This is a genomic window from Pseudomonas sp. R2-37-08W, from assembly GCF_003851705.1.
In the GTDB taxonomy this organism is placed as follows: Bacteria; Pseudomonadota; Gammaproteobacteria; order Pseudomonadales; family Pseudomonadaceae; genus Aquipseudomonas.
Map to the genome: position 1 here is coordinate 5,550,028 of NZ_CP027728.1, position 26,088 is coordinate 5,576,115.

The window sequence follows — 26,088 nt, forward strand, 5'->3', positions numbered from 1 at the left end:
CTTCAGTCGAATTTGGAGAATCAGCATGCACGCCGTCGAAACCGCTCACTCTGTTACCCGCGCCGATGCATGGGCCGTCGATAGCCTTCACTGCGAGGCGCATTATCGGATCGTCGCGGAGGCGGAGCCGGACGTGCTGTGTCGGGTGTTGAATTACTTCGCGCTGCAATTTCTCACGCCCAGTCAGGTGAGCGTGAACAGGGAAGACGACCTGCTGCGCATCGACATCATGATGGGCGGCCTGAGCTGGCACCGCGCCCAGGTGATCGGTGAAAAGATTCGAAACCTGATCAGCGTGTGTTCCCTGGAGCTGCGGCCGGCTGACTGCGCGCGGCTTCAAGCCGTGGCCGCAACGTCGCGGTAAAAACCTGCAATACACGCACAAGGAGGATTTTCAGAAGCTGGCTAGCCTGGAATTACACCCGACGCCCACCAGGAAACTCTCATGTCCGCCGCCCTCCCAGATCGCCCCCTGGAACTGCATCCGTTGCTGCCTGCATTGCTCGAGCAGGAGCTGATCACGGCGGAGATGGCGCAACGGCTGTCGTCCGCGCCCACCAGCGCCCAGCATCCCCTGGAGCGTATCGCCGCCGAAGGGCCGTGCCTGGAAACGTTAACCCAATGGCTGGCCCGGCAGGTCGAGCAACCTTACCTGCGCATTGATCCGCTGAAGATCGACGTCGCGACGGTGGTGCCGTTGATGTCCCATGCCTTTGCCCAGCGCCACGCCATCCTCGCAGTCGCCGTGGATGCGCGTAGCGTCACGATCGCCAGCGCTCAACCCCATGTCAGCGGCTGGGAGGCCGGGCTTTCCCAAGTACTCAAACGCACGGTCAAGCGCGTGGTGGCCAATCCCCAGGCGATCCAGCGCTGTATCAGCGAGTTCTATCGGTTGGCCAAATCGGTCAGTGGGGCCGATCAAAAAATGACAGCGCCCGGCAATGCCGACCTGCTCAACCTCGGCGCCAGCGATAAGGAGCCGCACGCCGATGACGCACATATCGTCAATATCGTCGACTGGCTGCTGCAGTACGCCTTTGGTCAGCGGGCGAGCGATATTCATATAGAGCCCTGCCGCGAACAGGGTCGTGTGCGCTTTCGCATCGATGGCCTGTTGCATGACGTCTACCAATTTCCGCCACAGGTCACCACCGCTGTCGTCAGCCGCCTGAAAAGCCTTGGCCGTATGAACGTGGCAGAGAAGCGCAAACCCCAGGATGGGCGCATCAAGATGAAAACCCCGGCGGGGGCTGAAGTGGAACTGCGCCTTTCGACCTTGCCCACCGCTTTTGGCGAGAAGCTGGTCATGCGCATTTTTGACCCCCAGGTGCTGCTCAAGGATTTCGACCAGCTGGGCTTGTCTGCCGAAGATCAACAGCGCTGGCAGGCCATGACCCGACAGGCCCACGGCATTATCCTGGTCACCGGCCCGACCGGCTCGGGCAAGACCAGCACGCTTTACGCCACCCTCAAGCAACTGGCGAGCCGGGAGGTCAACCTGTGCACCGTGGAGGACCCCATCGAGATGGTCGAACCGGCGTTCAACCAGATGCAGGTCCAGCACAACATCGACCTGACCTTCGCCAGCGGTATCCGCGCGTTACTGCGCCAGGACCCGGACATCATCATGATCGGCGAGATTCGCGACCGGGAAACCGCCGAAATGGCGATCCAGGCCGCGCTGACCGGGCACCTGGTGCTGTCGACCCTGCATACCAACGACGCGCCGAGCGCGATCAGCCGCTTGCAGGAACTGGGGATCGCTCATTATTTGATCAAGGCAACGCTGATAGGCGTCATGGCGCAACGCTTGGTGCGTGTGCTGTGCTCCCATTGCAAACGCGCCGTGGCCGACGCCTACGAAGCCGCCGGCTGCGTGGAATGCCGCGACAGTGGTTATCAGGGCAGAGCCGGGCTCTATGAGATCATGACGGTGGACGAAACCCTCAAGGCGCTGATCACCCCTGGCGCGGACGTGCAGGCCTTGCGCCGTGCGGCTCTCGGGCAAGGCATGCACAGCCTGCGCATGGCCGGCCTGCAAAAGGTGAAGGCCGGGCTGACGACGCTGGCGGAAGTCCTGAGGGTGACCCCTGGGGATTCAGAAACAAATCCTTTGTTTGTTGGGCACTGAAACCGTCCTTATCCGTGACGAGACCGTTACACTCGACCGAACGTCATGTCACCGACATCATCAGATAGGGAATCGTTATGCAGATCGGCACCGTACTGCTTCTTTTCGTGGGGTTGGCCATTGCCATCCTGTTCATGGGTTTCAAAGTGGTGCCCCAGGGCTACCAATGGACGGTCGAACGTTTTGGCCGCTATACCAACACCCTCAAGCCCGGCCTCAACATCATCATCCCGGTCATGGACCGCATCGGCCGCAAGATCAACGTGATGGAAAGCGTGCTGGATATTCCCCCCCAGGAAGTGATTACCGCCGACAACGCCACCGTGCAGATCGACGCCGTGTGCTTCTTCCAGGTGGTGAACACGGCCCAGGCCGCGTATGAGGTGAACAACCTCGAGCATGCCATCCGCAATTTGCTGCAAACCAATATCCGTACGGTGCTTGGCTCCATGGAGCTGGATGCGATGCTGAGCCAGCGCGACGGTATCAATGAAAAACTGCTGCGCACCGTCGACGAAGCCACGGCGCCGTGGGGCATCAAGATCACCCGTATCGAAATCAAGGACATCAGCCCGCCTGCCGACCTGATGGCGGCCATGTCCGGGCAGATGAAAGCCGAGCGGATCAAGCGTGCGCAGATCCTCGAAGCCGAAGGCCTGCGAGCCTCGGCGATCCTCACCGCCGAGGGCAAGAAGCAAGCGCAGATCCTCGAGGCCGAGGGTAGCCGCCAGGCCGCCTTCCTTGAGTCCGAAGCGCGTGAGCGCCAGGCCGAGGCTGAAGCCCGGGCGACCCAGGTGGTATCGGAAGCGATCGCATCCGGTAACGTGCAGGCGGTGAACTACTTCGTCGCGCAGAAATATATCGATGCCCTGGGCAAGCTGGCGTCGGCCAACAACAGCAAGGTGATCCTGATGCCGCTGGAAGCCAGCCAGGTGATCGGTGCCGTGGGCGGTATCGGCGAGATTGTCAGAGCGACTTTCGACAGCAAGAAAGGCTGAGGTCGCCATCATGTGGGATTTCCTGCAGCACCTTTCGTTCTGGGACTGGCTGGCGCTGGGCACCGTGTTGTTGATTCTCGAGGTGTTCGGCGCGGGAGGCTACCTGTTGTGGATGGGTATCGCCGCAGCCGCCGTGGGAGTGATCAAGTTTATCGTCCCGCCCCTGGGACTTGAGTGGCAACTGCTGCTGTTCGCCCTGTTGTCAATATTGACGGCCGTGTACTGGTGGAAACGCCAACGCAGCGGCGCCAAGGCCAGCGATCAACCCGGCTTGAATGAGCGCGGTTCAGAGTTGGTCGGACGCACCTTCGTGGTGCATCAGGCGATCGTGGATGGCAGGGGCAAGGTTAAAGTCGGCGATGGCGTATGGATGGTCACCGGTGCCGATGCGCCCGTAGGCGCTCAAGTGCGCGTGGTTGGCCAGGATGGGGTGGTTTTAAAGGTTGAAACTGTTTAGTCAGTGATGGAACTGGATCAGGTTAACTACAATCAAAATGTACAGATAACCCACCGGAGTCACCCATCATGCGTCTTAAATATGCTGTCGCAACCCTCGCTGTGCTCTCCCTCCCTGTCGGCTCAGCCATGGCCGATAGCTTCTGGCGTAATGTCATCTCGTCGGGTGCCACCACCGGCTCGACCTACCTGACCTTCAAGGACCACAAGCTGGTAGTCGCCGCCCAGGACGACGCCGGCAGCTTCGTCGCCAGCAACGGCGGCATTCGCGGCCCGTACCTGGAAGCGGCCATGCAGAAGGTCCGTGCTGATAACCCTGGCCTGCAAGCCACGGATATGGAACTGGCCAACGCCATCCTCGCGAAGAACGCTGTAACCGAGTAATACCTGCACGTTAAAAAATGCCGCTTTTTCAAGCGGCATTTTTTTGCCTGGAGCGTGACGAATCATTCACGGGCGACAGGCTATATTCAGTCGAGCCGTGCAACCATGCAGGGCTGACACGTCCATTACTCATCGCCTACCTGAAACGGATGCCCTCTTCGTCATGAGCCAACAGCCCTTCCTGCCGTTTTCCAAACCTACCATTGATGAAGCCACCATCTCGGCGGTCGGCGATGTGCTGCGCTCGGGCTGGATCACCAGCGGGCCGAAGGTGCAGGCGTTCGAAGCGCAGCTGTCGGAATATTTCGGCGGCCGGCCGGTACGCACTTTCAACTCCGGCACCTGCACCATGGAGATTGCCCTGCGCATCGCCGGTATCGGGCCTGGGGATGAAGTCATTACCACACCGATTTCCTGGGTTGCTACGGCCAACGTTATTCTGGAGGTAGGCGCCACTCCGGTATTCGCCGATATTGACCCGGTGACCCGCAACATCGACCTGGCCCAGGTTGAAGCGGCGATTACCCCGCGCACCAAGGCGATCATCCCGGTCTATCTGGCCGGCTTGCCCCTGGACATGCCGATGCTTTACGCGCTGGCCAACAAGTACAACCTGCGCATCATCGAGGACGCCGCCCAGGCCCTGGGTTCCAGTTGGGACGGGGAACGCATCGGCGCTACCGGCGACTTTGTGTCGTTCAGTTTCCAGGCAAACAAGAACATCACCTCATCCGAAGGCGGCTGCCTGGTGCTCAACAACGCCGAAGAAGCCCGTCTGGCCGAGAAATACCGCCTGCAAGGCGTGACCCGCAGCGGTTTCGATGGCCTGGATGTGGACGTGTTGGGTGGCAAATTCAACATGACCGATATCGCCGCCGCCATTGGCCTGGGGCAGTTTGCGCATATCGAGAAGATCACCGCCCACCGCCAGAACCTGGCTCGGCACTACTTCGAATGCTTTGGCAGTGATTTTGAACAAGTGTACGGCGCGCAGCTGCCGCCGGCCGACTTCGAAAACAGCAACTGGCACCTGTTCCAGCTGGTATTGCCGGAGCGTCAGGACGGTTTGCCTGCCCGCGCCACCTTTATGGAGCGGATGCAGGCCCACGGCGTCGGCATCGGTTATCACTACCCGCCGATCCACCTGCTGAGCCTGTATCGGGCACAAGGGTTCAAGGAAGGTATGTTCCCGGTGGCGGAGCGTGTTGGGCGTTTGATCGTGTCGTTGCCGATGTTTACAGCGATGACGGAGGCGGATGTGGAGCGGGCTGTGGCGGCGGTCAAAGCGGTATTGAAAGCAAGCTGATCACATAATGTGGGAGGGGGCAAACCCCCTCCCACATTGGTTTTGCGTTTACTCGCCGATGGCGGCTTTGTAGCCGGCGGCGTCGAGCAATTTGTCCAGGTCAGCTGGGTTGCTTGGCTTGAGCTTGAAGATCCAGGCGCCGTACGGGTCAGAGTTCAGCAGCTCAGGACTACCACCCAAATCTTCGTTGACCGCAATCACCTCGCCAGCAACCGGCGAGTAGATATCCGAAGCAGCCTTCACCGACTCAACCACACCCGCCTGGCCTTGCGCTTCAAAAGTGGCACCAACCTCAGCCAGCTCAACAAACACCACATCACCCAAGGCTTCCTGAGCATGGTCGGAGATCCCGACGGTCACGGTGCCGTCGGCTTCCAGACGGGCCCACTCATGACTTTCGGCAAAACGCAGGTCGGCAGGGATATTGCTCATAGTCTGTGTCCTCAAGAAGAAATGTCAGCGGCCATAGGCCTGCCGGAAAATAGTTAGATCAGGGTTTTGCCATGGCGTACGAAGGTCGGCTTGACCACTCGCACCGGGTACCACTTGCCGCGGATTTCCACTTCGGCCCGGTCGGCAGTCGCCGTCGGTACGCGCGCCAGGGCAATGGATTTGCTCAGCGTAGGTGAGAAACTACCACTGGTGATCTCCCCTTCGCCAACATTGGCGATACGAACCACCTGATGAGCGCGCAGAACCCCACGTTCTTCCAGGACCAGTCCCACTAATTTGAATTGCACGCCGGCAGCCTTTTCCGCCTCCAGCGCGGCGCGGCCGATGAAATTTCGCCCTGCGGGCTCCCAGGCGATGCTCCAAGCCATGTTGGCGGCCAGGGGTGATACCTGCTGGTGGATATCCTGGCCATACAGGTTCATGCCGGCTTCCAGGCGCAGGGTGTCGCGAGCACCGAGGCCGATGGGGGAAATACCGGCGCCCACCAGATCGTTGAAAAAACCCGGCGCCTGGTCTGCAGGCAGGACAATTTCCAGGCCGTCTTCGCCGGTGTAACCGGTGCGGGCAATAAACCAGTCGCCGTCGGCCTGGCCTTCGAACGGCTTGAGCTGATGGATCAGGGTGCCACGGGACTGGGTCACCAGTTCGGCGATCTTGTGCCGCGCATGGGGACCTTGAATGGCGAGCATGGCCAGCTCGGAGCGCTCCCGGAGTTGCACTTGATAGCTGCCCAGTTGCGCCTGCATCCAGGCCATGTCCTGGTCACGGGTGGCGGCGTTGACCACCAGCCGGTAACCGGTTTCGGTACGGTAGACGATCATGTCGTCCACTACCCCGCCCTGCTCGTTGAGCATAGCGCTGTACAACGCGCGGCCGCAGCCGTGCAATCGATCGACGTCATTGGCCAGCAAGTGCTGGAGCCATTCCTTGGCCTGAAGGCCGCTGACATCGATCACGGTCATATGAGATACATCGAACACCCCGCAGTCGCGCCGCACCTGATGGTGCTCCTCAACCTGCGAGCCGTAATGCAAAGGCATATCCCAACCGCCAAAATCGACCATTTTCGCGCCGAGGGCGAGATGCAGGTCATACAGAGGCGTACGCTGTCCCATGGGTGTCTCCTTCCGGGCTTGGCGAAGGTGCGCAGAGTTGCCGCCAGTGCCGAGCGCCTTGGATGACAAGGCCTGCAGACACCTGTGGCAACCCGCCTCGAAAGACGCGGCACACCGAATGCCGCGCATTGTAGCCGCAAGCTGTAGGACTGGCACCTAACCGATTTGTCGTGCGGAGCGTCGGATCAGCCCGACGACCGGCAACAACCCAACCAGTACCAGGGTCAGCGCCGGCAGCGAGGCCCGCGCCCATTCCCCTTCACTGGTCATTTCAAAGATCCGCACCGCCAGGGTGTCCCAGCCAAACGGGCGCATCAGCAAGGTGGCGGGCATTTCCTTGAGCACATCGACGAACACCAGCAGCGCCGCGCTCAGGGTGCCGGGCAGCAACAATGGCAGATACACCTTGCAAAACAGTTGTGGTCCGCTCACCCCCAGACTTCGTGCGGCCTCGGGCAACGACGGACGGATACGCGCCAGGCTGTTTTCCAGCGGCCCGTAGGCCACCGCCAGGAACCGCACCAGATAGGCGAGCACCAGCGCCGAGAGGCTGCCCAGCAGCAACGGTTTGCCCGTACCGCCCAGCCAGCCCGACAGCGGCACCACCAGTTCGCGGTCCAGGTAGCTGAAGGCGAGCATGATCGACACCGCCAGCACCGATCCGGGCAAGGCATAACCGACATTGGCCAGGCTGATGCCGGAGCGAATCGCCCGAGTCGGCGCAAGACGGTTGGCGAACGCCAGTATCAGCGCCACGCCGACGGTAATCAGCGCCGCAATCGCGCCCAGATACAGGGTGTGCAGGATCAGGCCGGTGTAGCGCTCATCCAGGTCGAACCGGCCGCGCTGCCAGAACCAGGCCACCAGTTGCAGCACCGGGATCACAAACGCGCAGGCGAACACCAAGCCACACCAGCCACTGGCCGCTGCCGCCTTGAACCCACGCAGGTGATACAACGCCTTGCCTCGCGGGCGCTCGTTGCTGGGCCGGCTCGCTCCCCGCGCGCGCCGTTCGCCATACAGCACCAGCATCACCACCAGCAGCAACAGGCTGGCCAGTTGGGCAGCGCTGGACAGGCTGAAAAAGCCGTACCAGGTTTTATAGATAGCGGTGGTGAACGTGTCGAAATTGAACACCGAGACCGCACCGAAATCCGCCAGGGTTTCCATCAAGGCCAGGGCGACACCGGCACCAATCGCCGGACGCGCCATGGGCAGCGCTACGCGCCAGAACGCTTGCCAGGGCGACTGGCCCAGCACCCGCGCCGCTTCCATCAAGCCCTTGCCCTGGGCCAGGAATGCAGAGCGCGCCAGCAGGTAGACATAGGGGTAGAACACCAGCACCAATACGATGATCACGCCGCTGGTGGAACGCACACGCGGCAGGCGCAGCCCGGCGCCGAACACGTCGCGCAGCAGGGTTTGCACGGGGCCCGCAAAATCCAGCAGTCCCACGAACACGAACGCCAACACGTAGGCCGGAATTGCAAAGGGCAGCATCAGTGCCCAGTCCAACCAGCGGCGGCCGGGGAATTCGCAGAGGCTGGTCAGCCAGGCCAGGCTTACGCCCAGCAACGTCACGCCAAGGCCGACGCCGAGCACCAGGGTCAAGGTGTTACCCAGCAAACGGGGCATCTGGGTGTCCCAGAGGTGGGACCAGATCTGGTGGTCGACGCTTTGCCAGGACAGCAACAGCACGCTCAGCGGCAGCAGCACCAGGGCGGCGACGCTGAAGACCGGCAGGTACCAGCGGCGTTGGGCGGGATGGGCCAAGAGCAAATTCCCTGGGAATGGACTATCTGAAAGCAGACATAAAACAGTGTGGGAGGGGGCTTGCCCCCGATGGCGGTGAATCAGCCACTGATGATTAGACTGACACTCCGCAATCGGGGGCAAGTCGAATCGTCGCACCGCCCCTCCCACATTTTGATCTGCGGCGATTTACAAAATCAGTTCCAGCCGGCGCGATCCATCAAGCGGATAGCCTCGGCTTGGCGCTTGCCCGCCACTTCCACCGGCAAGGTGTCGGCCACGAATTTGCCCCAGCTCGCCACTTCTGCCGACGGCGCTACCGCTGGGTTGGCGGGGAACTCCTGGTTCACATCGGCGAAAATCTGCTGCGCCTCGGGCGTGGTCATCCACTCCACCAAAGCCTTGGCCGCCTCTGGGTGTGGCGCGTGCTTGGTCAGGCCGATGCCCGACAGGTTCACATGCACGCCACGGTCGCCCTGGTTCGGCCAGAACAGCTTCACCGCCAGGTCCGGCTTCTGCTTGTGCAGGCGACCGTAGTAGTACGTGTTGACGATACCCACATCGCATTGCCCGGCATTGATCGCCTCCAGCACCGCAATATCGTCGGAGAACACGTCGGTGGACAGGTTATTCACCCAGCCTTTGACGATTTCTTCAGTCTTGCTCGCGCCATGGGTTTCGATCAGCGTGGCGGTGAGTGACTGGTTGTAGACCTTTTTCGCGGTGCGCAGGCACAGGCGGCCTTCCCACTGTTTGTCGGCCAGGGCTTCGTAGGTGGTCAGGTCGCCCGGTTTTACCCGGTCGGTGGAATAGGCGATGGTGCGCGCGCGCAGGCTCAAGCCGGTCCAGGCGTGGGCCGAAGAACGGTATTGCAACGGAATATTCTTGTCGATCACCTCGGAGGTGAACGGCTGCAGGATGCCCATCTGCTCGGCCTGCCAAAGGTTGCCGGCATCGACGGTGAGCAGCAGGTCGACGGTGGCGTTTTCGCCTTCGGCCTTGATGCGCTGCATCAGCGGCGCTTCCTTATCGGTGATGAATTTGACCTGTACACCGGTCTTGCGGGTGTAGGCGTCGAACACCGGCTTGATCAGTTCGTCGATGCGCGAGGAGTACACCACCACTTCGTCGGCGGCCTGCACGACGGTGCTGCCGATCAGGGTGAGTGCCAGGGCAGTCAGGAGGCGCTTGGGTGCCAACATGGGTGCGGTCGCTCATTTGCAAAAAGAGCGCAAATGATAAGGACTCACATTTGGTACCGCTTGCTGGAGGCGTTACCAGATGTTGCACGGTCGGAATATCGTAAGGGCTGATGGCCTCATCGGGGGCAAGTCGAATCGTCGCACCGCCCCTCCCACAGGGGGCTGCACTTCGGTTCACAGTTTGGCGAGTTCCGGAAGATCGCCGGTCAAGCCCAGCGCCTGGCGTACAAACAATGCCTTGGCTTCGGGCAACTGGTCGACCATTTTCAACCCGGCATTGCGCAGCCAGCGCAACGGCAGTTGATCGGCCTGGAACAAACGCTCGAAACCTTCCATGGCCGCCATCAGCGCCAGGTTATGCGGCATGCGCCGCCGCTCGTAGCGGCTCAGCACCTTCACGTCCGCCAGACGTTCACCACGTTCGTTGGCCGCCAGCAGCACTTCAGCCAGCACCGCGGCATCGAGAAACCCCAGGTTCACGCCCTGCCCCGCCAGCGGGTGGATAACGTGGGCCGCATCGCCAATCAATGCCAGGCCTTCGGCCACATAGCGTTTGGCATGGCGCTGACGCAACGGCACGCAGACGCGCGGGTCGGCGCTGATCACGTTGCCGAGGCGCCCTTCAAAGGCACGCTCCAGTTCACCACAAAAGCGTTCATCGTCCAGGGCCATCAGGCGCTCGGACTCCGCCGGCGTGGTCGACCACACAATCGAGCACCAATCCTCTTGCCCATCGCGCACCAGCGGCAAAAACGCCAGCGGGCCGGTGTCGGTGAAGCGTTGCCACGCCGTGCGCCGGTGCGGCTGGCTGCTGCGCACGCTGGTCACGATGGCGTTATGCAGGTAATCCCATTCACGGGTGGGAGTGCCGGTCAGGCGGCGCACCGCCGAGTTGGCGCCGTCGGCGGCGACCACCAGCGGAGCGCGCAGCTTGCGCCCATCGGCCAGGGTCAGCAGCCAGTCATCGCCGGAACGGCGCATCTGCTCCAGGCGCGCAGTGGCCAGCAGCCCCAGGTCGCAATCATGCAGGCGGTCCAGCAAGGCATCCTGGACCACACGGTTCTCGACGATATGCCCCAGCACTTCGGCATGTACGCTGGCCGCCGAAAAGTGGATCTGCCCGGTGCCGCTGCCGTCCCACACGTGCATCTCGCCATACGGGCTGGCGCGGCGCTGGACGATGCCGTCCCACACGCCAAGGCGCTCCAGAATGCGCTGGCTGGCGGCGGACAACGCACTCACCCGCGGTTCAAACGCCGCCGCCGGTTCGAACGGCTTGACGCTCAGCGGGCTGCCGTCAAGCAGCAACACCTGCAGGCCACTGCCCTGCAACGCCAGCGCCAGGGCGCTTCCGACCATTCCGGCCCCGACAATCAGCACATCTGCGTGCATGTCCATAGTCAAGCCTGTCTCGCTGGCGGCTTGCGCCGCACGTAAAGGGTTTTGTCGACCCGCGCCACCAGGGTGCCGCAGCCGTCATGAATCTGGACCTTGTCGCGGCCCGGGTTCTCCATCAGCCACTTACGCATCGGAGCGCACTCCCAGCCCCATGGCCTGGCGGGCGAACCAGCGTTTGGCCGGCGGTAACAGGTCCAGGCCGAGCAGGCCCATGTTGCGCCCCAGCGCCACCAGCGGTTGCCCGCTGCCGAACAGGCGCGTGACTTGGTCGGAGAAACCCACGGTCAGTTGCTGGTCCAGGCGCTGGCGCTCGCGATAGCGTTGCAGGGTTGCTAGGTCTCCCGGCACTTCCGGCCCGGCCAGCAAGGCTTCGGCCAGGGCGTTGGCATCGCGCAGGGACAGGTTGAAACCTTGCCCGGCGATCGGGTGCAGGCTGTGCGCGGCATTGCCGAGCACCACCAGGTGCGAGCGCACTTGTTCTTCCGCTTCCACCAGGGTCAGCGGATAAAGATGCCGCGCGCCCACTTGTTTCAGGGTGCCCAGGCGATAGCCGAACACGCCCTGCAATTCGCTCAGGAAGCTGCGCTCATCCAGGTTGGCCAGGCGCTGGGCGTCCATGCCGATGCGGGTCCACACCAGCGCACAGCGGTTGTCGGGCAGCGGCAGCAAGGCCATCGGTCCCTCATCGGTGAAACGCTCGAACGCTTCGCCATTGTGGGCTTCGCTCGGGGTGATATTGGCGATCAACGCGCTCTGGTTGTAGGGCCGGGTTTTCACGCCGATGCCAAGCTGCTCGCGCAGACCGGAGCGGCCGCCATCGGCCAATACCGCAAGCTCGCATTCCAGTACGGTTTCGTCATTGAGGGTCAGGCGATAGCCATCGGGCAGCGGCTCCATGCGTGTGACTTCCGCCGGGCAGCGCCAGCTCACCACGTCCTTGTCCAGGCCTTGCCACAGGCATTGGCCGAGCCAGGCGTTTTCCACCACATACCCCAGGGCCGGCACGCCTTCTTCCAAGGCAGACAAGCGTGCGGTAGAGAAACGCCCGCGGTCCGACACATGAATCTGTTTGATCGGCTCCGCGCGCCGGGAAATTGCTTGCCAGACGCCCAGCCGCTGATAAATCTGGCGAGCACCGAATGATAACGCCGAAGAACGCGCATCGTAGCTCGGCTGATAGCTGTCACCCGGCGCGAAGGGCTCGATCAGTGCGATTTTCCACCCTCGCGCCTTGGCCCCGGCCTGCAACGCCAGGGCCAGGCTCGCGCCCACCAGACCGCCGCCGATGATCGCCAGGTTGACCCGGCTCATCGGGCAGCCGCCATCAGTGCTTCGATCTCGGCCACCGTCTTGGGCACCGCGCCGGTCAGGATTTCACAGCCTTGCTTGGTCACTATCACGTCGTCCTCGATGCGTATGCCAATGCCACGCCACTTCTTCGCTACGTTCTGGTTGTCCGGTGAAATATAGATCCCCGGCTCCACGGTCAAGGCCATGCCAACTTCCAGCACGCGCCATTCACCGCCCACTTTGTACTCGCCCACGTCATGTACATCCATGCCCAGCCAGTGGCCGGCGCGGTGCATGTAAAAGGCGCGGTAGGCTTCGCTGGCGATCAACTCGTCAACGTCGCCTTGCAGCAACCCCAGCTTGACCAACCCGGCAGTGATGACCTGCACGGTCGCCTCATGCGCCTGGTTCCAATGCTTGTTCGGCGCGATCTGCTTGAAGGCGGCTTCCTGGGAAGCCAGCACAATTTCGTAGATCGCCTTCTGCTCGGGCGAAAACTTGCCATTGACCGGCCAGGTGCGGGTGATGTCACTGGCGTAGCAGTCGATCTCGCAACCGGCGTCGATCAGCACCAGGTCGCCGTCCCTGAGCAACGCGTCATTCTGCTGGTAATGCAGGATGCAGCTGTTGCGCCCGGACGCGACGATGGAGCCATAGGCCGGCATTTTCGCGCCGCCCTTGCGGAATTCGTAATCCAGCTCGGCTTCCAGGCTGAACTCGTGCAAGCCGGCACGGCTGGCCTGCATCGCCCGCACATGGGCCGCGCAGGAAATCCGCGCCGCCTCGCGCATCACCTTCACTTCCGCCGCCGATTTATACAGGCGCATGTCGTGCAGCAGATGATCCAGGGCAACGAATTCGTTCGGCGGCTGGGCACCCAGGTGCGCTTTGGAGCGGATCACGTTGATCCACTCCATCACATGCCGGTCGAATTCGGCATTGCTGCCCATGGCTGAATACACCCGGTCACGGCCTTCGATCAGGCCGGGCAGGATGTCGTCGATGTCGGTGATGGGAAACGCGTCGTCAGCCCCGTAATCACGGATCGCGCCTTCAGTGCCGGCGCGCAGGCCATCCCACAATTCGCGTTCGGCATTGCGTTCGCGGCAGAACAGCACGTACTCGCCATGCTGGCGACCGGGCATCAGCACGATCACCGCCTGCGGTTCGGGAAAACCGCTCAGGTACTGGAAGTCGCTGTCCTGGCGGTAGACATGCTCCACATCACGATTGCGGATCGCCACGGCGGCGGCCGGCAGGATCGCGATGCTGTTGGGTTCCATCTGCGCCATGAGCGCCTTGCGGCGACGGGTGTATTCCGCTTTGGGGATATGGATCATGGGCAGATGGGCTTCCTCGTTTAGTGCAGCGACGGCTTGGGCGAAGCAGGCTCAGCGGACTTTTTGGTCTCGGTGAACAGCAGCAACGGCGCAACGCGCAGGTATTCCATGACTTCCATGTAGTCGCCTTCGCCGTCTTCGGACTCTTCCAGGGCGTCTTGCACTTGGGAGATGGCGGCCAGGTCCTGCAGCACTTCCTTGGCGTCGGTGCTCAGCTCCAGGCCACCGGCGTTCACGCCGAAACCGTGGAGGAAACCCTGGCACCATTGGCCCAGCGCGGCGGCGCGTTCGGCCAGCGGCGCATCGTCGGTGGGCAGCAGCAGGACCACGGTGACGTCATCACCGGTCAGCTCGCCCTTGACCATCTCTTGCAGGCCGATCAGCGCATTGCGCACGTTTTCTTCGGGTTCTTTCTCCAGCAGCTCGGCCACATCGGCCAGCCAGTTGTCGGCATCGAAGCCGACACCGGTGCAGCTGCGGCCCAACAGCACACCGTGCAGTTCGGCAGGCGAGCAAGGATGGCCGCTGGTGCTCAGCAGTTTGGAAAAAGCGTCGTACGGGGAGTTCTGAATGGGCATGGTGAGCTAGGCGCCAGACGGCGCAATGTCTAGAATGGAGCGCTGTATCCTAGCACCGGCAGACGTACCAAGACTATCGAGGGCGTCAGATCGTTTATCCTGCAGTTGCCATTCATCAGACAAATCCAGTGGAACCCAATGGAAGACACCGACCTGCAAGCGCTGATGGCCAGACTCGAACTGCTAATTGATCGGGTCGAGCAACTTAAGAGTCAAAACGGACTCCTACTAGCTCAGGAAAAAACCTGGCGCGAGGAACGCGCTCACCTCATTGAAAAAAACGAAATCGCCCGGCGAAAGGTCGAATCGATGATTTCGCGCCTGAAGGCCCTGGAGCAAGACTCATGAGTTCAAGCAATAGCGTTACCGTGCAGATCCTCGACAAAGAATATTCGATCATCTGCCCCCAGGAAGAGCGCAGCAACCTGGTGAGCGCTGCCCGCTACCTGGACGGCAAGATGCGCGAAATCCGCAGCAGCGGCAAAGTGATCGGCGCCGACCGCATCGCCGTGATGGCCGCGCTGAACATTACCCACGACCTGCTGCATAAGCAGGAACGCCCTGACGTGCAGGCCAGCGGCTCGACCCGCGAGCAAGTGCGTGACCTGCTCGAACGCGTTGATCTGGTGCTTTCCACCGATTCAGACGCACCCAAGGGCTGATTGCCGAGTCTGTTTAAGGTATACTCGCCCCACTCCCTGGCGTGCTTGCCAGTCGGCGATGTCCCGGAGCCGATTCGCACTACCCTGGAAGTTGCACGTTGGGCTGGTGTGCATGTCCGCTAGACGGAAAGCCTTAAAGCCTACTGCTTCTTCCACCTTGAACTTTCGGGTTCAAGGGCTTAGTCGACAGCGGTTCTGTCGGGGAGCCTGAATTCCCAAACTCAATGCCAGTCCCAGGACTGGCATTGTTTTATGAGCCGAAAAGCCATGACCGAATCTGCGCCGCTTTCCCGTCCGCAACTTCGACGCATGTTGCGCAAAGCCCGCCGCGCCCTCACGCCCCGCGAGCAGCGCCAGGCCGCCTGCGGCCTGTATCGGCAACTGGCACAGCACCCGCTGTTTCGCCGGGCCAAACATATTTCCTTATATCTACCGACGGACGGCGAAATCGATCCGCGTCTGCTGCTGCGCGCTGCCCAGCGCCAGGGCAAGGCCACTTACCTGCCCGTACTGAGTGCGTGGCCACGTACCAAGATGGTGTTCCAACGCGTGCGGCCTGGGGATAAGTTGTTGCCCAACCGCTTTCGCATTCTGGAGCCACGGGCCAATGCCCGGTGCCAACGCAAGGTGTGGACGCTGGACCTGGTACTGCTGCCGCTGGTGGGGTTCGATAACGAGGGTGGGCGATTAGGCATGGGGGGCGGATTCTATGACCGCAGCCTGGCCTACCTTGCCAGGCGAAAAACCTGGCGCAAGCCGACGCTGCTGGGGCTGGCCCATGAATGTCAGCAAGTCGATCGCCTGGCGCAGGCGAGCTGGGACGTGCCGCTGGCGGGCACTGTCACCGATAAGCAATGGTTTGTCGCAGAAACGTCGCTGGAACCGCGACGCGGTTAAAACCGTGTTAACGCTTGAATTGCTGTTGCACAGGCGAGAGTTCGACCGGCGCATCGGTCTTGTTCGACCACAGGCTCTGGGCATACCCGGTGGTCACGACGCCCAGACCAAACAAAATTACCAAAATCCATAGTAAATCCGGTTTACGTTGCATCGATTGCCCCCCTTCAGGCACCTCGTACACGATGACAACAACGTTCCAAAGTAGTCCGTTGCAGCTGCACCAAGCTTAAAAGCCGGCATTCTGCGGTAACGTGAACCAACACGCAAACCTTGACGCCAACCGACTGTCGGTTTGTCATGGCATTGCCCGACAACTTGCCCAATGCCTTTCTCAGGAGCCCCGAAATGGCCTACTGGCTGATGAAATCCGAGCCCGACGAGCTCTCCATCAACGACCTGGGAAAGCTCGGCGAAACGCGCTGGGACGGGGTTCGCAACTACCAGGCGCGCAATTTCCTGCGCGCCATGGCGGTGGGCGATGAGTTTTTCTTCTATCACTCCAGTTGCCCGGAGCCTGGCATTGCCGGTATCGGCAAAATTATCCAGGCCGCCTACCCCGACCCCACCGCGCTGGAACCGGACAGCCACTATTTCGACGCCAAGGCCAGCGCGGAGAAAAACCCGTGGAGTGCGATCACCGTGGCCCACGTCAAAACCTTCCCCAAGGTGCTGAGCCTGAGCCACCTGAAACAGCAAGCCACGCTCGCCGAGTTGCCACTGGTGCAGAAGGGCAGCCGGCTTTCGGTGATGTCGGTCACGTCGGAACAATGGACGGCCATTCGTCAACTGCTTTAGCTGTCCGATGCCATTGGGCATTCATCTAACATCATAAAAGTACTCGTTATAAAAAAAGAAACAGTTATCAAAATTCAGCATAACCAACTGTCATTTATGACAGTAGTCAACATTTTCTCCAAAGTGAATGATAACCACTGAACACGGATTTATCGCATTCACACTACCAGGAGAGCAAAAATGGCTGACTTATCAGACTCAGATAGAAATGACTCGAATGAAGCTGCCTCCATAGAAAAAATAGAGATTAAGATCCACTCGGATAACACCAAAGGAATAACGATAGTGACGGGGGCGTACCCATTACATGGATATAAAGGCTCTATCGAGGTTGAATACTCGTGGAGCAATAATATTTACACGATCCATGCGCGCAGGTATCAGTTCGAGCGAGGTGCGGTAACGGGGAAAAACCCGCGCTTCGAAATCAGCGCCATGGCCGTAAACGGCCCTACATTGACAGTCGTCCCTCCACAGGATGGCCAATGGCACTTCTGGGGCTCTTCAACAAGCTACCAAACAGCGAACACAGCAATGGACTTCAAGTTTTACTTTGTCTTCGACGCGCCTGAGGGGCTATGGAGAACAGATACAAAAATATTAAGACTGATTGCCAATTAGCTCCTGACTACACTACAGCCAGCAACTAAGTTGCTGGCCTCCCAAAACCCTTGAAAGTCCGCTTTTTCGGACTTATTGAATGATCAAGTTGTTGAACAGCAAGTCTTCCACCACCGGCTTGCCGGTTTCATCGTTCATCACTTGCTGGGTTTGTTTCAACGCTTCCTGACGCAGCTTTTCCTTACCTTCGACGCTGCTCATGGCTTCGTTGGTCTGCTGGGTGAACAGCGCCACCAACTGGTTACGAATCAACGCGTCGTTGGCTTTGACCGCTGCGGCAGCTTCGGTACCGGTGACGCGCAGGGCGATGTCGGCCTTGAACACTTTTAGCTTGGCCGTGCCATCCAACCCGTAATTACCCACGAACGGCGGGCTCAGGCTGATATAGCTGACCTTCGGCGCCTCGCCCTCTTTGGCTTCTTCGGCCTGGGCCGCCATCGGCAAGGTCAGGGCCAGCATCAACAGGATCCACGCTTTCACAGTTCACTCCTCGAATTCGGTTGCCGGGTAGCATAACGCTAGCAAGGCTGAGCACAAGCTTATGAGGGCTTATCAGGCACGGGCATGCTCGTTGACCCACGGGCGTACCCTCCTACACTTATCGGCCACGACGCCAAAAGGAATAGTCCGATGAAAGCTGTGCTGTGCAAAGCCTTCGGCCCCGCCGAAAACCTGGTGCTGGAAGAGATCGCCAGCCCTGCGATCAAACAGAACGAAATCCTGCTGGACGTGCACGCGGCCGGGGTGAATTTCCCCGACACCCTGATCATCGAAGGCAAGTACCAGTTCAAGCCGCCCTTCCCGTTTTCGCCGGGTGGCGAAGCGGCGGGCGTGGTGAGTGAGGTCGGGGAGAAGGTCAGCCACTTGAAAGTCGGTGATCGCGTGATGGCCCTGACCGGCTGGGGCAGCTTTGCCGAGCAGGTCGCGGTGCCGGGCTATAACGTGCTGCCGATCCCGCCGAGCATGGACTTCAACACCGCCGCCGCCTTCAGCATGACCTACGGCACCTCGATGCACGCGCTGAAACAGCGGGCCAACCTGCAACCCGGCGAAACCCTGTTGGTGCTCGGCGCTTCCGGTGGCGTGGGCCTGGCCGCCGTGGAAATCGGCAAGGCCATGGGCGCCCGGGTGATCGCCGCCGCCAGCAGCGCCGACAAGCTCGCGGTGGCCAAGGCGGCCGGCGCCGATGAGCTGATCAACTACAGCGAAGCCAGCCTCAAGGACGAGGTCAAGCGCCTGACCGGTGGCAACGGCGCCGATGTGATCTACGATCCCGTGGGTGGCGACCTGTTTGACCAGGCCATCCGCTCGATCGCCTGGAACGGCCGCTTGTTGGTGGTGGGCTTTGCCAGCGGGCGTATCCCGGAACTGCCGGTGAACCTGGCACTGCTCAAGGGCGCGGCGGTGGTGGGGGTGTTCTGGGGTTCGTTTGCCCAGCGTCAGCCCCAGGACAATGCGGCGAATTTTCAGCAGTTGTTCACCTGGTATGGCGAGGGCAAGTTGAAGCCGTTGGTGTCGCAGGTGTATCCGCTGGCGCAGGCAGCCCAGGCGATCAATGATCTGGGGCAGCGCAAGGCGGTGGGTAAAGTGGTCGTTCAGACCCGCTGATAGCCAGTTGAAATGCGAACAATGTGGGAGGGGGCTTGCCCCCGATTGCAGTGGATCAGTTGACACATATGTTGACTGAACCACCGCTATCGGGGGCAAGCCCCCTCCCACATTTGGATCTCCAGCGCCTGCAGAATCCACTTACGACCACACCTTATCTATTCGCGACATGTTCATAAGAGAACATGCAATTGCTTTGATTTCCTGTGTTTGCAGATAAGAGGCGATGCTATTTTCGGTAACGAAACTGTAACATTCGCATCCGCAGTCAAAACAAGAAATCTGGAGCTCTTGAATGTTTGCTTTCTTTCGCCCTGCCGCACATCAGGCGCCCCTGCCTGAAGAAAAAATAGACACGACCTACCGACGGCTGCGCTGGCAGATCTTCGCCGGTATTTTCATCGGTTACGCCGGCTACTACCTGCTGCGCAAAAACTTCTCCCTGGCGATGCCCTACCTGATTGACGAGGGTTACACCCGTGGTGAACTGGGCCTGGCGATGTCGGCCATCGCGATTGCCTACGGCTTGTCCAAGTTCCTCATGGGCCTGGTGTCCGACCGCTCCAACCCGCGCTACTTCCTGCCCTTCGGCCTGCTGGTTTCAGCGGGGGTGATGTTCATTTTCGGTTTCGCGCCTTGGGCAACGTCCAGCGTGACCATGATGTTCATTTTGCTGTTCATCAACGGTTGGGCCCAGGGCATGGGCTGGCCGCCGAGTGGGCGGACCATGGTGCACTGGTGGTCGCAGAAGGAACGCGGCGGCGTGGTGTCGGTGTGGAACGTGGCGCACAACGTCGGCGGCGGCCTGATCGGCCCGCTGTTCCTGTTGGGCATGGCCTGGTTCAACGACTGGCATGCGGCATTTTATGTGCCGGCCACGGTGGCGCTGGCAGTGGCGGCATTTGCCTTCATTACCATGCGTGACACCCCGCAATCGGTCGGCCTGCCGCCTATCGAAAAGTACAAGAACGACTACCCGGAAGGCTACGACGCCAGCCACGAAGACGAATTCAGCGCCAAGGAAATCTTCGTCAAGTACGTGCTGCGCAACAAAATGCTGTGGTACATCGCGTTCGCCAACGTGTTCGTCTACCTGCTGCGCTACGGCGTACTGGACTGGGCGCCGACCTACTTGAAAGAAGCCAAGCATTTCACGGTCGACAAGTCGTCGTGGGCGTATTTCTTCTACGAGTGGGCCGGTATCCCGGGCACGCTGCTGTGTGGCTGGATGTCGGACAAGATCTTCCGTGGCAATCGCGGCCTGACCGGCATCGTGTTCATGGCGCTGGTGACCGTGGCGACCCTGGTTTACTGGCTTAATCCGCCGGGCAATCCGACGGTCGACATGATCGCGCTGGTCTCCATCGGCTTCCTGATCTACGGCCCGGTGATGCTGATCGGCCTGCAGGCGCTGGAACTGGCACCGAAGAAAGCTGCCGGTACGGCTGCGGGTTTCACCGGCCTGTTCGGCTACCTGGGCGGTTCGGTGGCCGCGAGTGCGGCGATGGGCTACACCGTGGACCACTTCGGTTGGGACGGCGGTTTCGTGCTGTTGATCGGCGCGTGCGTCCTGGCGATTGCCTTCCTGATCCCAACGCTGTGGCACACCAACAGCGTCAGCTCGGCGCGTTAACCGCCTGAGCAATCCTTTGCACAACGCTTGAGCCGCGCCTCCAGGTTTTTATCTGGCATGGCGTGGCTACGCAGGGCGTTCACGGTCTGTTCGACATAATCGCGAGTGGTGCCGTAACGCCCGCAAGCGCTTTGCAGCACATGGTTGAGCACGATATCGGGCAAGTTGCCGGCATAGCTGGGCAAGTGCCGCTCCAGCACAAACCCCAACGCCTGTACCTGGCTGCCATCTTCCAGCCGGCAACTGAGCCAGTGCGGTCGATAGGACGGGTAAGGCATTTCGCGTTGCCACAACGCATAAAGCGAAGCCTCCAGCTGATCTTCCGGCAAGCGGTAAGCAAACCCGCTGCACGAGCCGCCCCGATCCAGCCCGAACACCAGGCCCGGCAGCTCCGGCGTACCCCGGTGCTCATGGGACCACAGGTACAAGCCCCGATGATAACCATGGACCCTCGCCCGCACCCGCTCGGTGGATGAACATTCCGGGCGCCAGATCAGCGAACCATATGCAAATAGCCAGACCGGCCCACCCTTGTGCCGAGCCATGGTGGCCTGCATCGAGCTCATCAATTGTTCGTGAGTGAGTTGCGGCCCCAAGTCGAGCCGCGGAGGGTAAGCCAACTGCAAAAGATCGGTTTCAATGGCGGTCATGGCGAAAAGCGATACGCCTCCTATGTATTACCAGTTGTAAGCGACTTTACCGTAATAAAACGCGCCGCTGTAACCGTACGGCGAAAAAGTGCTGTACGCGTACGCTGGCAAGCGCTATGGCATGAGCGAGTACCTGGCGTACCTGAAGGTCACGGCCCGCTGGCGGCGGAATTGGTGCTGCTGGGCTTCAATGCGGCAATGGTGACGACGGGTTTACGTTTCTGAGCGGACAATTTCCAGTGTGGGCTTGCTCTGCTCAGGGCCGAGGGGCATAGGCAAACACGTCAGCGCGCATCTGGTGCGCATCCATACCGGCGTCGACCAACGCATCCAGCGTGCCGTAGATCATCGCCGGGGATCCACTGGCGTATACATGCACGGCCTTAAGGTCGGCAATGTCTTCGCACACGGCTTCATGCAGCAACCCGCAACGTCCTTCCCAGCCGCACAGGTCACTGACGACTTTGTGCAGGAACAGGTTGGGCAGTTGCCGCCACTGATCCCAGTGCTCGATCTCGTAGAAATCTTCCGGGCGACGCACACCCCAGTACAGGTGCACCGGGTGCTTGAAGCCCGAAGCCCGGCAATGCTCGATCAGGCTGTGCATCTGAGCCATGCCGGTGCCAGCGGCGATCAGCACCAGCGGCCCGTCCGGCAGCTCCGCCAGGTGAGTGTCACCGAACGGCAGTTCGACGCGGGCCATCTGATTGCGCTGGAGCTGGTCCAACAGGTTGCGTGCGCTGTCTTCGCGGGCCAGTACGTGCAGTTCCAGCTCGCGTCCACAGTGAGGCGCCGACGCCAGGGAAAACGCCGACTTCTCGCCGTTCTCACGCTCGATCATCAGGTATTGCCCGGCGTGGTAACGCACGGCCTTGCCTGCAGGAGCACGCAGGCGCACGCGCCACACATCGCCGCCGACTTCCACGCATTCGCTCAATTGGCACGCCAACTTGCGCAACGGCAGTTCTCCCGGCGCCAGCACGCCATCCCACAAGACAATGCAATCTTCCAACGGCTCGGCGATGCAGGTGTAGAACTCACCATGGTCACGCACCTCACCCGCCTGCTGCACCCGGCCCTCCACCAGCAGCGCCGCGCAGACGTGGCAGACGCCGTTGCGACAGGCCTGCGGGCATTCGTAGCCCAGGCGGCGCGCGCCATCGAGAATTCGTTCGCCAGGGTCCAGTTCCAGGACCGCGCCGGAAGGTTGCAAGGTTACACGCATCAATCTATTCCCAATTCTTTCCAGATTGCATCGACGCGAGCAGTCACTGCGTCATCCTTGACGATCACCCGGCCCCACTCGCGGGTAGTTTCGCCCGGCCATTTGTGAGTGGCATCCAGGCCCATTTTCGACCCAAGGCCTGAAACCGGCGAGGCAAAATCGAGGTAATCGATGGGCGTGTTGTCGATCATTACCGTGTCGCGCTTGGGGTCCATGCGCGTAGTAATGGCCCAGATCACGTCATTCCAGTCGCGGGCATTGATGTCGTCGTCGGTGACGATAACGAACTTGGTGTACATGAATTGTCGTAAAAACGACCACACGCCCAGCATTACCCGCTTGGCATGGCCCGGATACGACTTCTTCATGGTGACGATGGCCATGCGGTACGAGCAACCTTCCGGCGGCAGGTAGAAGTCGGTGATTTCCGGAAACTGCTTTTGCAGGATCGGCACGAACACTTCGTTCAGCGCCACGCCGAGAATGGCCGGCTCGTCTGGTGGCCGGCCGGTGTAGGTGCTGTGGTAGATCGGTTTGATCCGATGGGTGATGCGCCCGACGGTGAACACCGGAAAGCTGTCGACTTCGTTGTAATAACCCGTGTGGTCACCGTAAGGCCCTTCATCGGCCATCTCACCGGGGTGAATCACACCCTCGAGGATGATTTCGGCGGTGGCCGGCACTTGCAGGTCATTACCACGGCACTTCACCAATTCGGTGCGGTTGCCACGCAGCAGGCCGGCAAAGGCGTATTCGGACAGGCTGTCCGGCACTGGCGTCACGGCGCCCAGGATGGTGGCAGGGTCGGCGCCGAGGGCCACGGACACCGGGAACGGCTGGCCCGGATGCTTTTCACACCACTCGCGAAAGTCCAGGGCGCCGCCACGGTGGCTCAGCCAGCGCATAATCACTTTATTGCGGCCGATCACTTGCTGACGGTAGATGCCGAGGTTCTGGCGGTCCTTGTTCGGGCCCTTGGTGACGGTCAGGCCCCAGGTGATCAGCGGGCCGACATCGCCGGGCCAGCAGGTCTGCACCGGGAGCATGGCCAGGTCGACGTCATCGCCTTCGATGACCACTTCCTGGCACACCGCGTCCTTGACCACCTTGGGCGCCATGGCAATGATCTTGCGAAAGATCGGCAGCTTCGACCAGGCGTCCTTCAAGCCTTTGGGCGGCTCGGGCTCTTTGAGGAAGGCCAGCAGCTTGCCGATCTCGCGCAGCTCGCTGACCGCCTCGGCGCCCATGCCAAAGGCGACGCGTTCGGGGGTGCCGAACAGGTTGCCGAGCACCGGGATGTCAAAGCCGGTCGGGTTCTCGAACAGCAGCGCCGGGCCCTTGTTGCGCAAGGTGCGGTCGCAAATCTCAGTCATTTCCAGTACCGGTGAAATCGGCATCTGGATACGTTTCAACTCTCCGCGCTGCTCAAGTTGCTGCACGAAATCCCGAAGATCCTTGAATTTCATTAACCATGCCACCCGTAAAATAGGCGTACATCCTACCTGCTCTAGAGGCGGCTGGCAGCTTAATTGGCCGTCAACCCCCGTGATTGCAGCGAACTGAACAACGGCTCCAGAAAGGCCTCGATGTGCCGCGCGCCTACGTCGGAAAGGTGGTTATCGTCGGTGTACAGCGCGCGGCCATTGAGTTCCACACGGCACAAGCCGTCGGTGCCGCACAGCAAGGGCGCGGGGTCCAGCACCCTGACACCGCTGTCGGCCGCCGCCAGCTCGTCAAACAGCTGGGTAATAAAGGCCTGGCGCTTCACATGCTCGGCCACGGCAAGCCCTTCACCGTCCACCGGCCGGTTCATCATTGCCAGGCGACTGAGGCGGTAAGGCACGATGATTTCCTGCAGCGGCACCTCCTTGACCAGCCAGACCTTATGCCCGGCAGCGCGCAGCGCCTGGATGCGCTCGCGCAGGCCCTCGGCAAAGCGCTGCTCGGCGACCGCACGCACATACTCGCCAGTGCTGGGGTCCTTGAGCGCATGCTCTTTGTCGCCCGACATTTGCCCATAGACATACAGGCTCCAGCGCGCCGCCAGCACCACATCGCTGAATTTTTTCTCGGCCATCGCCTTCTCGACGCGACGGTTGAAATGCGCGCACCGAGCAATATTCTCCAGGCCATCCAACGGAATACAGCCCGCGAAGCTGGCTTCAACCAGGCTGATATCGTGGCGATCAGCGCCCTCTTTGAGTGCCGGAATCAGCGCGGTGGCATGACTGTCACCCCATACCAGCGCCGAGACGGACTGGGTTGGCGGACCAAAATGGCAGAACAACCGCTCGTCGGGCGTGTCTTTGTCAGCCATGCACGCCAGCAGGTCCGGGCTCCACTTTTTCGCCTGGGCGAAACGCAACGCCTGTTCGGACAACCGTGAAGGCACACCGTCGAATTCGCGTATCGCAAGGCCCGTAAAGCCCAGCCCCAGGATGCCGACCACGGCTGCCGCCAGAATCGACTTGCGGGCCGCCAACAGGCGTTTTTCCCGGAACGGCGTTTCCACGAAGCGCCAGGACAAGTAGCCCAGCACCAACGAGAGCAGCATCAACCCGGCCAACTCCAGGGTGCTCAAGCCATCCACCGCAGCATAGTTGGCGTACACGAACACCGGCCAATGCCAGAGGTACCAGGAATAGGAAATCAGCCCGATACCGACCATCAGCCGCGTGCTCAACAGGCGCCCGACCCAGGTGTGTTGCTGCCCGTTGGCCCAGATCAGCCCGACGACACCCAGCACCGGCAATAGCGCGGTCGCGCCGGGGAAAGGGGTTTTCGCGTCGTAACCCAATACGGCGATCAGAATCAGCGCCAGGGAGGCCAGGCTGACCCCCTGCGCCAGGGCGGGTGAGGCGCGCCACTCATATTTGGGCAGCACCGCCAGCATCGCGCCGGCCAACAATTCCCAGGCCCGAAGGTGCAGCAGGAAAAACGCTTTTTGCGGCTCATGCTCAACCGCCCAGACGCTCATGCCAAAGGAGCCCAGCAACACCGCGAACAGCGCCAGGCGCCAGTGCTTCAGGCGGCTTGAAAGCAAGGTGAGCAGCAGCGGGAAAACAATATAGAACTGCTCTTCTACCGCCAGCGACCAGGTATGCAGCAGAGGCTTGATGTCAGAGGACGCATCGAAGTAGCCATGCTGGCGCGCGAACAGCAAATTTGAGGTAAAGGTCACCTGATAGTGCGCCGACCGCCCCAACTCCTCATAGTCCTTGGGCGCCAACAGGAACCAGCCCACCGCCAGTGTCGCTGCAATCATTACAAACAGCGCCGGCAGGATGCGCCGTGCGCGACGGGCCCAGAAATCAATGAAACTGAAGCGTCCGGCCTGGCGCTCGCGCCAGATAATGGACGTGATCAGAAAACCGGAAATAACGAAGAAGACGTCAACACCAACGAAACCGCCGGTAAGGCCAGGAACGCCGAAGTGAAACAACACGACGGCGAGGACAGCGATGGCACGCAGGCCATCGATGTCTCTGCGGTAAGCAAGAGTGGTCATAAGAATTGTGGTCAGTCTGTGACGAAAGGAGTGAGCGTAGTCGCGCGTACAATTTTTGTTACTTAACGGACACTTATGCCATA

27 protein-coding genes, 1 other RNA gene and 2 pseudogenes are annotated in these 26,088 nt (G+C 60.9%); 15 read left to right on the forward strand and 15 right to left on the reverse strand.

Going from position 1 to position 26,088, the window contains the following annotated elements; all coding sequences use genetic code 11:
• Window positions 1-25: 25 nt before the first annotated feature.
• The 6 genes from C4J93_RS25730 to C4J93_RS25755 all read left to right on the forward strand — a co-directional run bounded on the left by C4J93_RS25730 (window position 26) and on the right by C4J93_RS25755 (window position 5,275).
• Window positions 26-364, forward strand: coding sequence for a hypothetical protein (locus C4J93_RS25730; RefSeq protein WP_124372220.1), 339 nt, complete (start codon window positions 26-28; stop codon window positions 362-364).
• Window positions 365-445: 81 nt separating this feature from the next.
• Window positions 446-2,131, forward strand: coding sequence for a GspE/PulE family protein (locus C4J93_RS25735; protein ID WP_124372221.1), 1,686 nt, complete (start codon window positions 446-448; stop codon window positions 2,129-2,131).
• A 77-nt stretch (window positions 2,132-2,208) separates the two neighbouring features.
• On the forward strand, window positions 2,209-3,129 hold the full coding sequence (locus C4J93_RS25740; RefSeq protein WP_124372222.1) for an SPFH domain-containing protein: 921 nt from the start codon (window positions 2,209-2,211) through the stop codon (window positions 3,127-3,129).
• A gap of 10 nt (window positions 3,130-3,139) precedes the next feature.
• Window positions 3,140-3,586 (forward strand): NfeD family protein, encoded by a 447-nt coding sequence (locus C4J93_RS25745; RefSeq protein ID WP_124372223.1) that lies wholly within the window; start codon window positions 3,140-3,142, stop codon window positions 3,584-3,586.
• Window positions 3,587-3,654: 68 nt separating this feature from the next.
• The gene (locus C4J93_RS25750) at window positions 3,655-3,969 is read left to right on the forward strand and encodes a DUF2388 domain-containing protein (RefSeq protein WP_124364886.1); all 315 of its coding nucleotides are present in this window, start codon (window positions 3,655-3,657) and stop codon (window positions 3,967-3,969) included.
• A gap of 163 nt (window positions 3,970-4,132) precedes the next feature.
• The gene (locus C4J93_RS25755) at window positions 4,133-5,275 is read left to right on the forward strand and encodes a DegT/DnrJ/EryC1/StrS aminotransferase family protein (protein ID WP_124372224.1); all 1,143 of its coding nucleotides are present in this window, start codon (window positions 4,133-4,135) and stop codon (window positions 5,273-5,275) included.
• 48 nt (window positions 5,276-5,323) lie between these two features.
• Here the strand turns inward: C4J93_RS25755 and gcvH are convergent, their stop codons facing one another.
• From gcvH to C4J93_RS25800, 9 genes and pseudogenes are all read right to left on the reverse strand, one after another.
• On the reverse strand, window positions 5,324-5,707 hold the full coding sequence (gene gcvH / locus C4J93_RS25760; RefSeq protein ID WP_124372225.1) for a glycine cleavage system protein GcvH: 384 nt from the start codon (window positions 5,705-5,707) through the stop codon (window positions 5,324-5,326).
• A gap of 53 nt (window positions 5,708-5,760) precedes the next feature.
• A complete protein-coding gene (gene gcvT / locus C4J93_RS25765; RefSeq protein ID WP_124372226.1) occupies window positions 5,761-6,843 on the reverse strand; it encodes a glycine cleavage system aminomethyltransferase GcvT in 1,083 nt (360 codons plus the stop codon).
• 156 nt (window positions 6,844-6,999) lie between these two features.
• Entirely contained in the window at window positions 7,000-8,616 is a 1,617-nt protein-coding gene (locus C4J93_RS25770; protein WP_124372227.1) for an iron ABC transporter permease, read from the reverse strand.
• 176 nt (window positions 8,617-8,792) lie between these two features.
• Window positions 8,793-9,797: an extracellular solute-binding protein gene (locus C4J93_RS25775; RefSeq protein ID WP_124372228.1), complete on the reverse strand. Its 1,005-nt coding sequence runs from the start codon at window positions 9,795-9,797 to the stop codon at window positions 8,793-8,795.
• A gap of 174 nt (window positions 9,798-9,971) precedes the next feature.
• Window positions 9,972-11,189, reverse strand: a complete 1,218-nt coding sequence (locus C4J93_RS25780; protein ID WP_164485306.1) for a 2-octaprenyl-3-methyl-6-methoxy-1,4-benzoquinol hydroxylase — start codon at window positions 11,187-11,189, stop codon at window positions 9,972-9,974.
• A gap of 8 nt (window positions 11,190-11,197) precedes the next feature.
• A pseudogene (locus C4J93_RS25785) lies at window positions 11,198-11,290 on the reverse strand (tetrameric acyl-CoA thioesterase); the annotation flags it as partial.
• A 28-nt stretch (window positions 11,291-11,318) separates the two neighbouring features.
• Window positions 11,319-12,506, reverse strand: a complete 1,188-nt coding sequence (ubiH, locus tag C4J93_RS25790) for a 2-octaprenyl-6-methoxyphenyl hydroxylase (RefSeq protein ID WP_124372230.1) — start codon at window positions 12,504-12,506, stop codon at window positions 11,319-11,321.
• On the reverse strand, window positions 12,503-13,825 hold the full coding sequence (pepP, locus tag C4J93_RS25795; protein WP_124372231.1) for a Xaa-Pro aminopeptidase: 1,323 nt from the start codon (window positions 13,823-13,825) through the stop codon (window positions 12,503-12,505). The genes ubiH and pepP overlap by 4 nt, the downstream gene beginning before the upstream one ends.
• Window positions 13,826-13,845: 20 nt before the next feature.
• Window positions 13,846-14,403 carry a YecA family protein gene (locus C4J93_RS25800; RefSeq protein WP_124372232.1) on the reverse strand — a complete coding sequence of 186 codons (558 nt, stop codon included), beginning with the start codon at window positions 14,401-14,403 and terminating at the stop codon, window positions 13,846-13,848.
• A gap of 138 nt (window positions 14,404-14,541) precedes the next feature.
• On the opposite strand from C4J93_RS25800, the gene C4J93_RS25805 reads away from it, so the two are divergent.
• The 4 genes from C4J93_RS25805 (at window position 14,542) to C4J93_RS25820 (ending at window position 15,962) form a co-directional block, all read left to right on the forward strand.
• On the forward strand, window positions 14,542-14,751 hold the full coding sequence (locus C4J93_RS25805) for a TIGR02449 family protein (protein WP_003177365.1): 210 nt from the start codon (window positions 14,542-14,544) through the stop codon (window positions 14,749-14,751).
• Window positions 14,748-15,065: a cell division protein ZapA gene (locus tag C4J93_RS25810; RefSeq protein ID WP_005792389.1), complete on the forward strand. Its 318-nt coding sequence runs from the start codon at window positions 14,748-14,750 to the stop codon at window positions 15,063-15,065. Before C4J93_RS25805 ends, C4J93_RS25810 begins: the two co-directional genes overlap by 4 nt.
• Before the next feature lie 30 nt (window positions 15,066-15,095).
• Window positions 15,096-15,274, forward strand: a non-coding RNA gene (ssrS, locus tag C4J93_RS25815) — 6S RNA.
• Between the two features lie 58 nt (window positions 15,275-15,332).
• Complete coding sequence (locus C4J93_RS25820; RefSeq protein ID WP_124372233.1) at window positions 15,333-15,962, forward strand: 5-formyltetrahydrofolate cyclo-ligase; 630 nt, start codon at window positions 15,333-15,335, stop codon at window positions 15,960-15,962.
• Between the two features lie 7 nt (window positions 15,963-15,969).
• Here C4J93_RS25820 and C4J93_RS27205 read toward each other — a convergent pair whose 3' ends face one another.
• The gene (locus C4J93_RS27205) at window positions 15,970-16,116 is read right to left on the reverse strand and encodes a hypothetical protein (protein WP_015886446.1); all 147 of its coding nucleotides are present in this window, start codon (window positions 16,114-16,116) and stop codon (window positions 15,970-15,972) included.
• A gap of 194 nt (window positions 16,117-16,310) precedes the next feature.
• Here C4J93_RS27205 and C4J93_RS25825 point away from each other — a divergent pair, with 194 nt between their 5' ends.
• Window positions 16,311-16,760 carry an EVE domain-containing protein gene (locus tag C4J93_RS25825; RefSeq protein WP_124372234.1) on the forward strand — a complete coding sequence of 150 codons (450 nt, stop codon included), beginning with the start codon at window positions 16,311-16,313 and terminating at the stop codon, window positions 16,758-16,760.
• Between the two features lie 180 nt (window positions 16,761-16,940).
• Window positions 16,941-17,381, forward strand: coding sequence for a hypothetical protein (locus C4J93_RS25830; protein WP_124372235.1), 441 nt, complete (start codon window positions 16,941-16,943; stop codon window positions 17,379-17,381).
• A gap of 72 nt (window positions 17,382-17,453) precedes the next feature.
• Here C4J93_RS25830 and C4J93_RS25835 read toward each other — a convergent pair whose 3' ends face one another.
• Entirely contained in the window at window positions 17,454-17,861 is a 408-nt protein-coding gene (locus C4J93_RS25835; RefSeq protein ID WP_124372236.1) for a flagellar basal body-associated protein FliL, read from the reverse strand.
• A gap of 150 nt (window positions 17,862-18,011) precedes the next feature.
• Between C4J93_RS25835 and C4J93_RS25840 the strand changes: the two genes are divergently transcribed.
• Window positions 18,012-18,989: an NADPH:quinone oxidoreductase family protein gene (locus C4J93_RS25840; RefSeq protein ID WP_124368767.1), complete on the forward strand. Its 978-nt coding sequence runs from the start codon at window positions 18,012-18,014 to the stop codon at window positions 18,987-18,989.
• A 295-nt stretch (window positions 18,990-19,284) separates the two neighbouring features.
• The gene (gene glpT / locus C4J93_RS25845) at window positions 19,285-20,622 is read left to right on the forward strand and encodes a glycerol-3-phosphate transporter (protein ID WP_124364901.1); all 1,338 of its coding nucleotides are present in this window, start codon (window positions 19,285-19,287) and stop codon (window positions 20,620-20,622) included.
• Here the strand turns inward: glpT and C4J93_RS25850 are convergent.
• A complete protein-coding gene (locus tag C4J93_RS25850) occupies window positions 20,619-21,272 on the reverse strand; it encodes a gamma-glutamylcyclotransferase (RefSeq protein WP_124364902.1) in 654 nt (217 codons plus the stop codon). The genes glpT and C4J93_RS25850 overlap by 4 nt on opposite strands.
• A 153-nt stretch (window positions 21,273-21,425) precedes the next feature.
• Here C4J93_RS25850 and C4J93_RS25855 point away from each other — a divergent pair.
• Window positions 21,426-21,497: pseudogene (locus C4J93_RS25855) on the forward strand (sn-glycerol-3-phosphate transporter); the annotation flags it as partial.
• Between the two features lie 31 nt (window positions 21,498-21,528).
• Here the strand turns inward: C4J93_RS25855 and C4J93_RS25860 are convergent.
• The 3 genes from C4J93_RS25860 to C4J93_RS25870 are packed head-to-tail and all read right to left on the reverse strand — an operon-like array spanning window position 21,529 to window position 26,005.
• Complete coding sequence (locus C4J93_RS25860; protein WP_124372238.1) at window positions 21,529-22,497, reverse strand: CDP-6-deoxy-delta-3,4-glucoseen reductase; 969 nt, start codon at window positions 22,495-22,497, stop codon at window positions 21,529-21,531.
• Window positions 22,497-23,963 (reverse strand): 4-hydroxy-3-polyprenylbenzoate decarboxylase, encoded by a 1,467-nt coding sequence (gene ubiD, locus C4J93_RS25865; protein WP_124430751.1) that lies wholly within the window; start codon window positions 23,961-23,963, stop codon window positions 22,497-22,499. The genes C4J93_RS25860 and ubiD overlap by 1 nt, the downstream gene beginning before the upstream one ends.
• Window positions 23,964-24,022: 59 nt before the next feature.
• Window positions 24,023-26,005: an acyltransferase family protein gene (locus C4J93_RS25870; protein ID WP_124430752.1), complete on the reverse strand. Its 1,983-nt coding sequence runs from the start codon at window positions 26,003-26,005 to the stop codon at window positions 24,023-24,025.
• Window positions 26,006-26,088 lie beyond the last annotated feature (83 nt).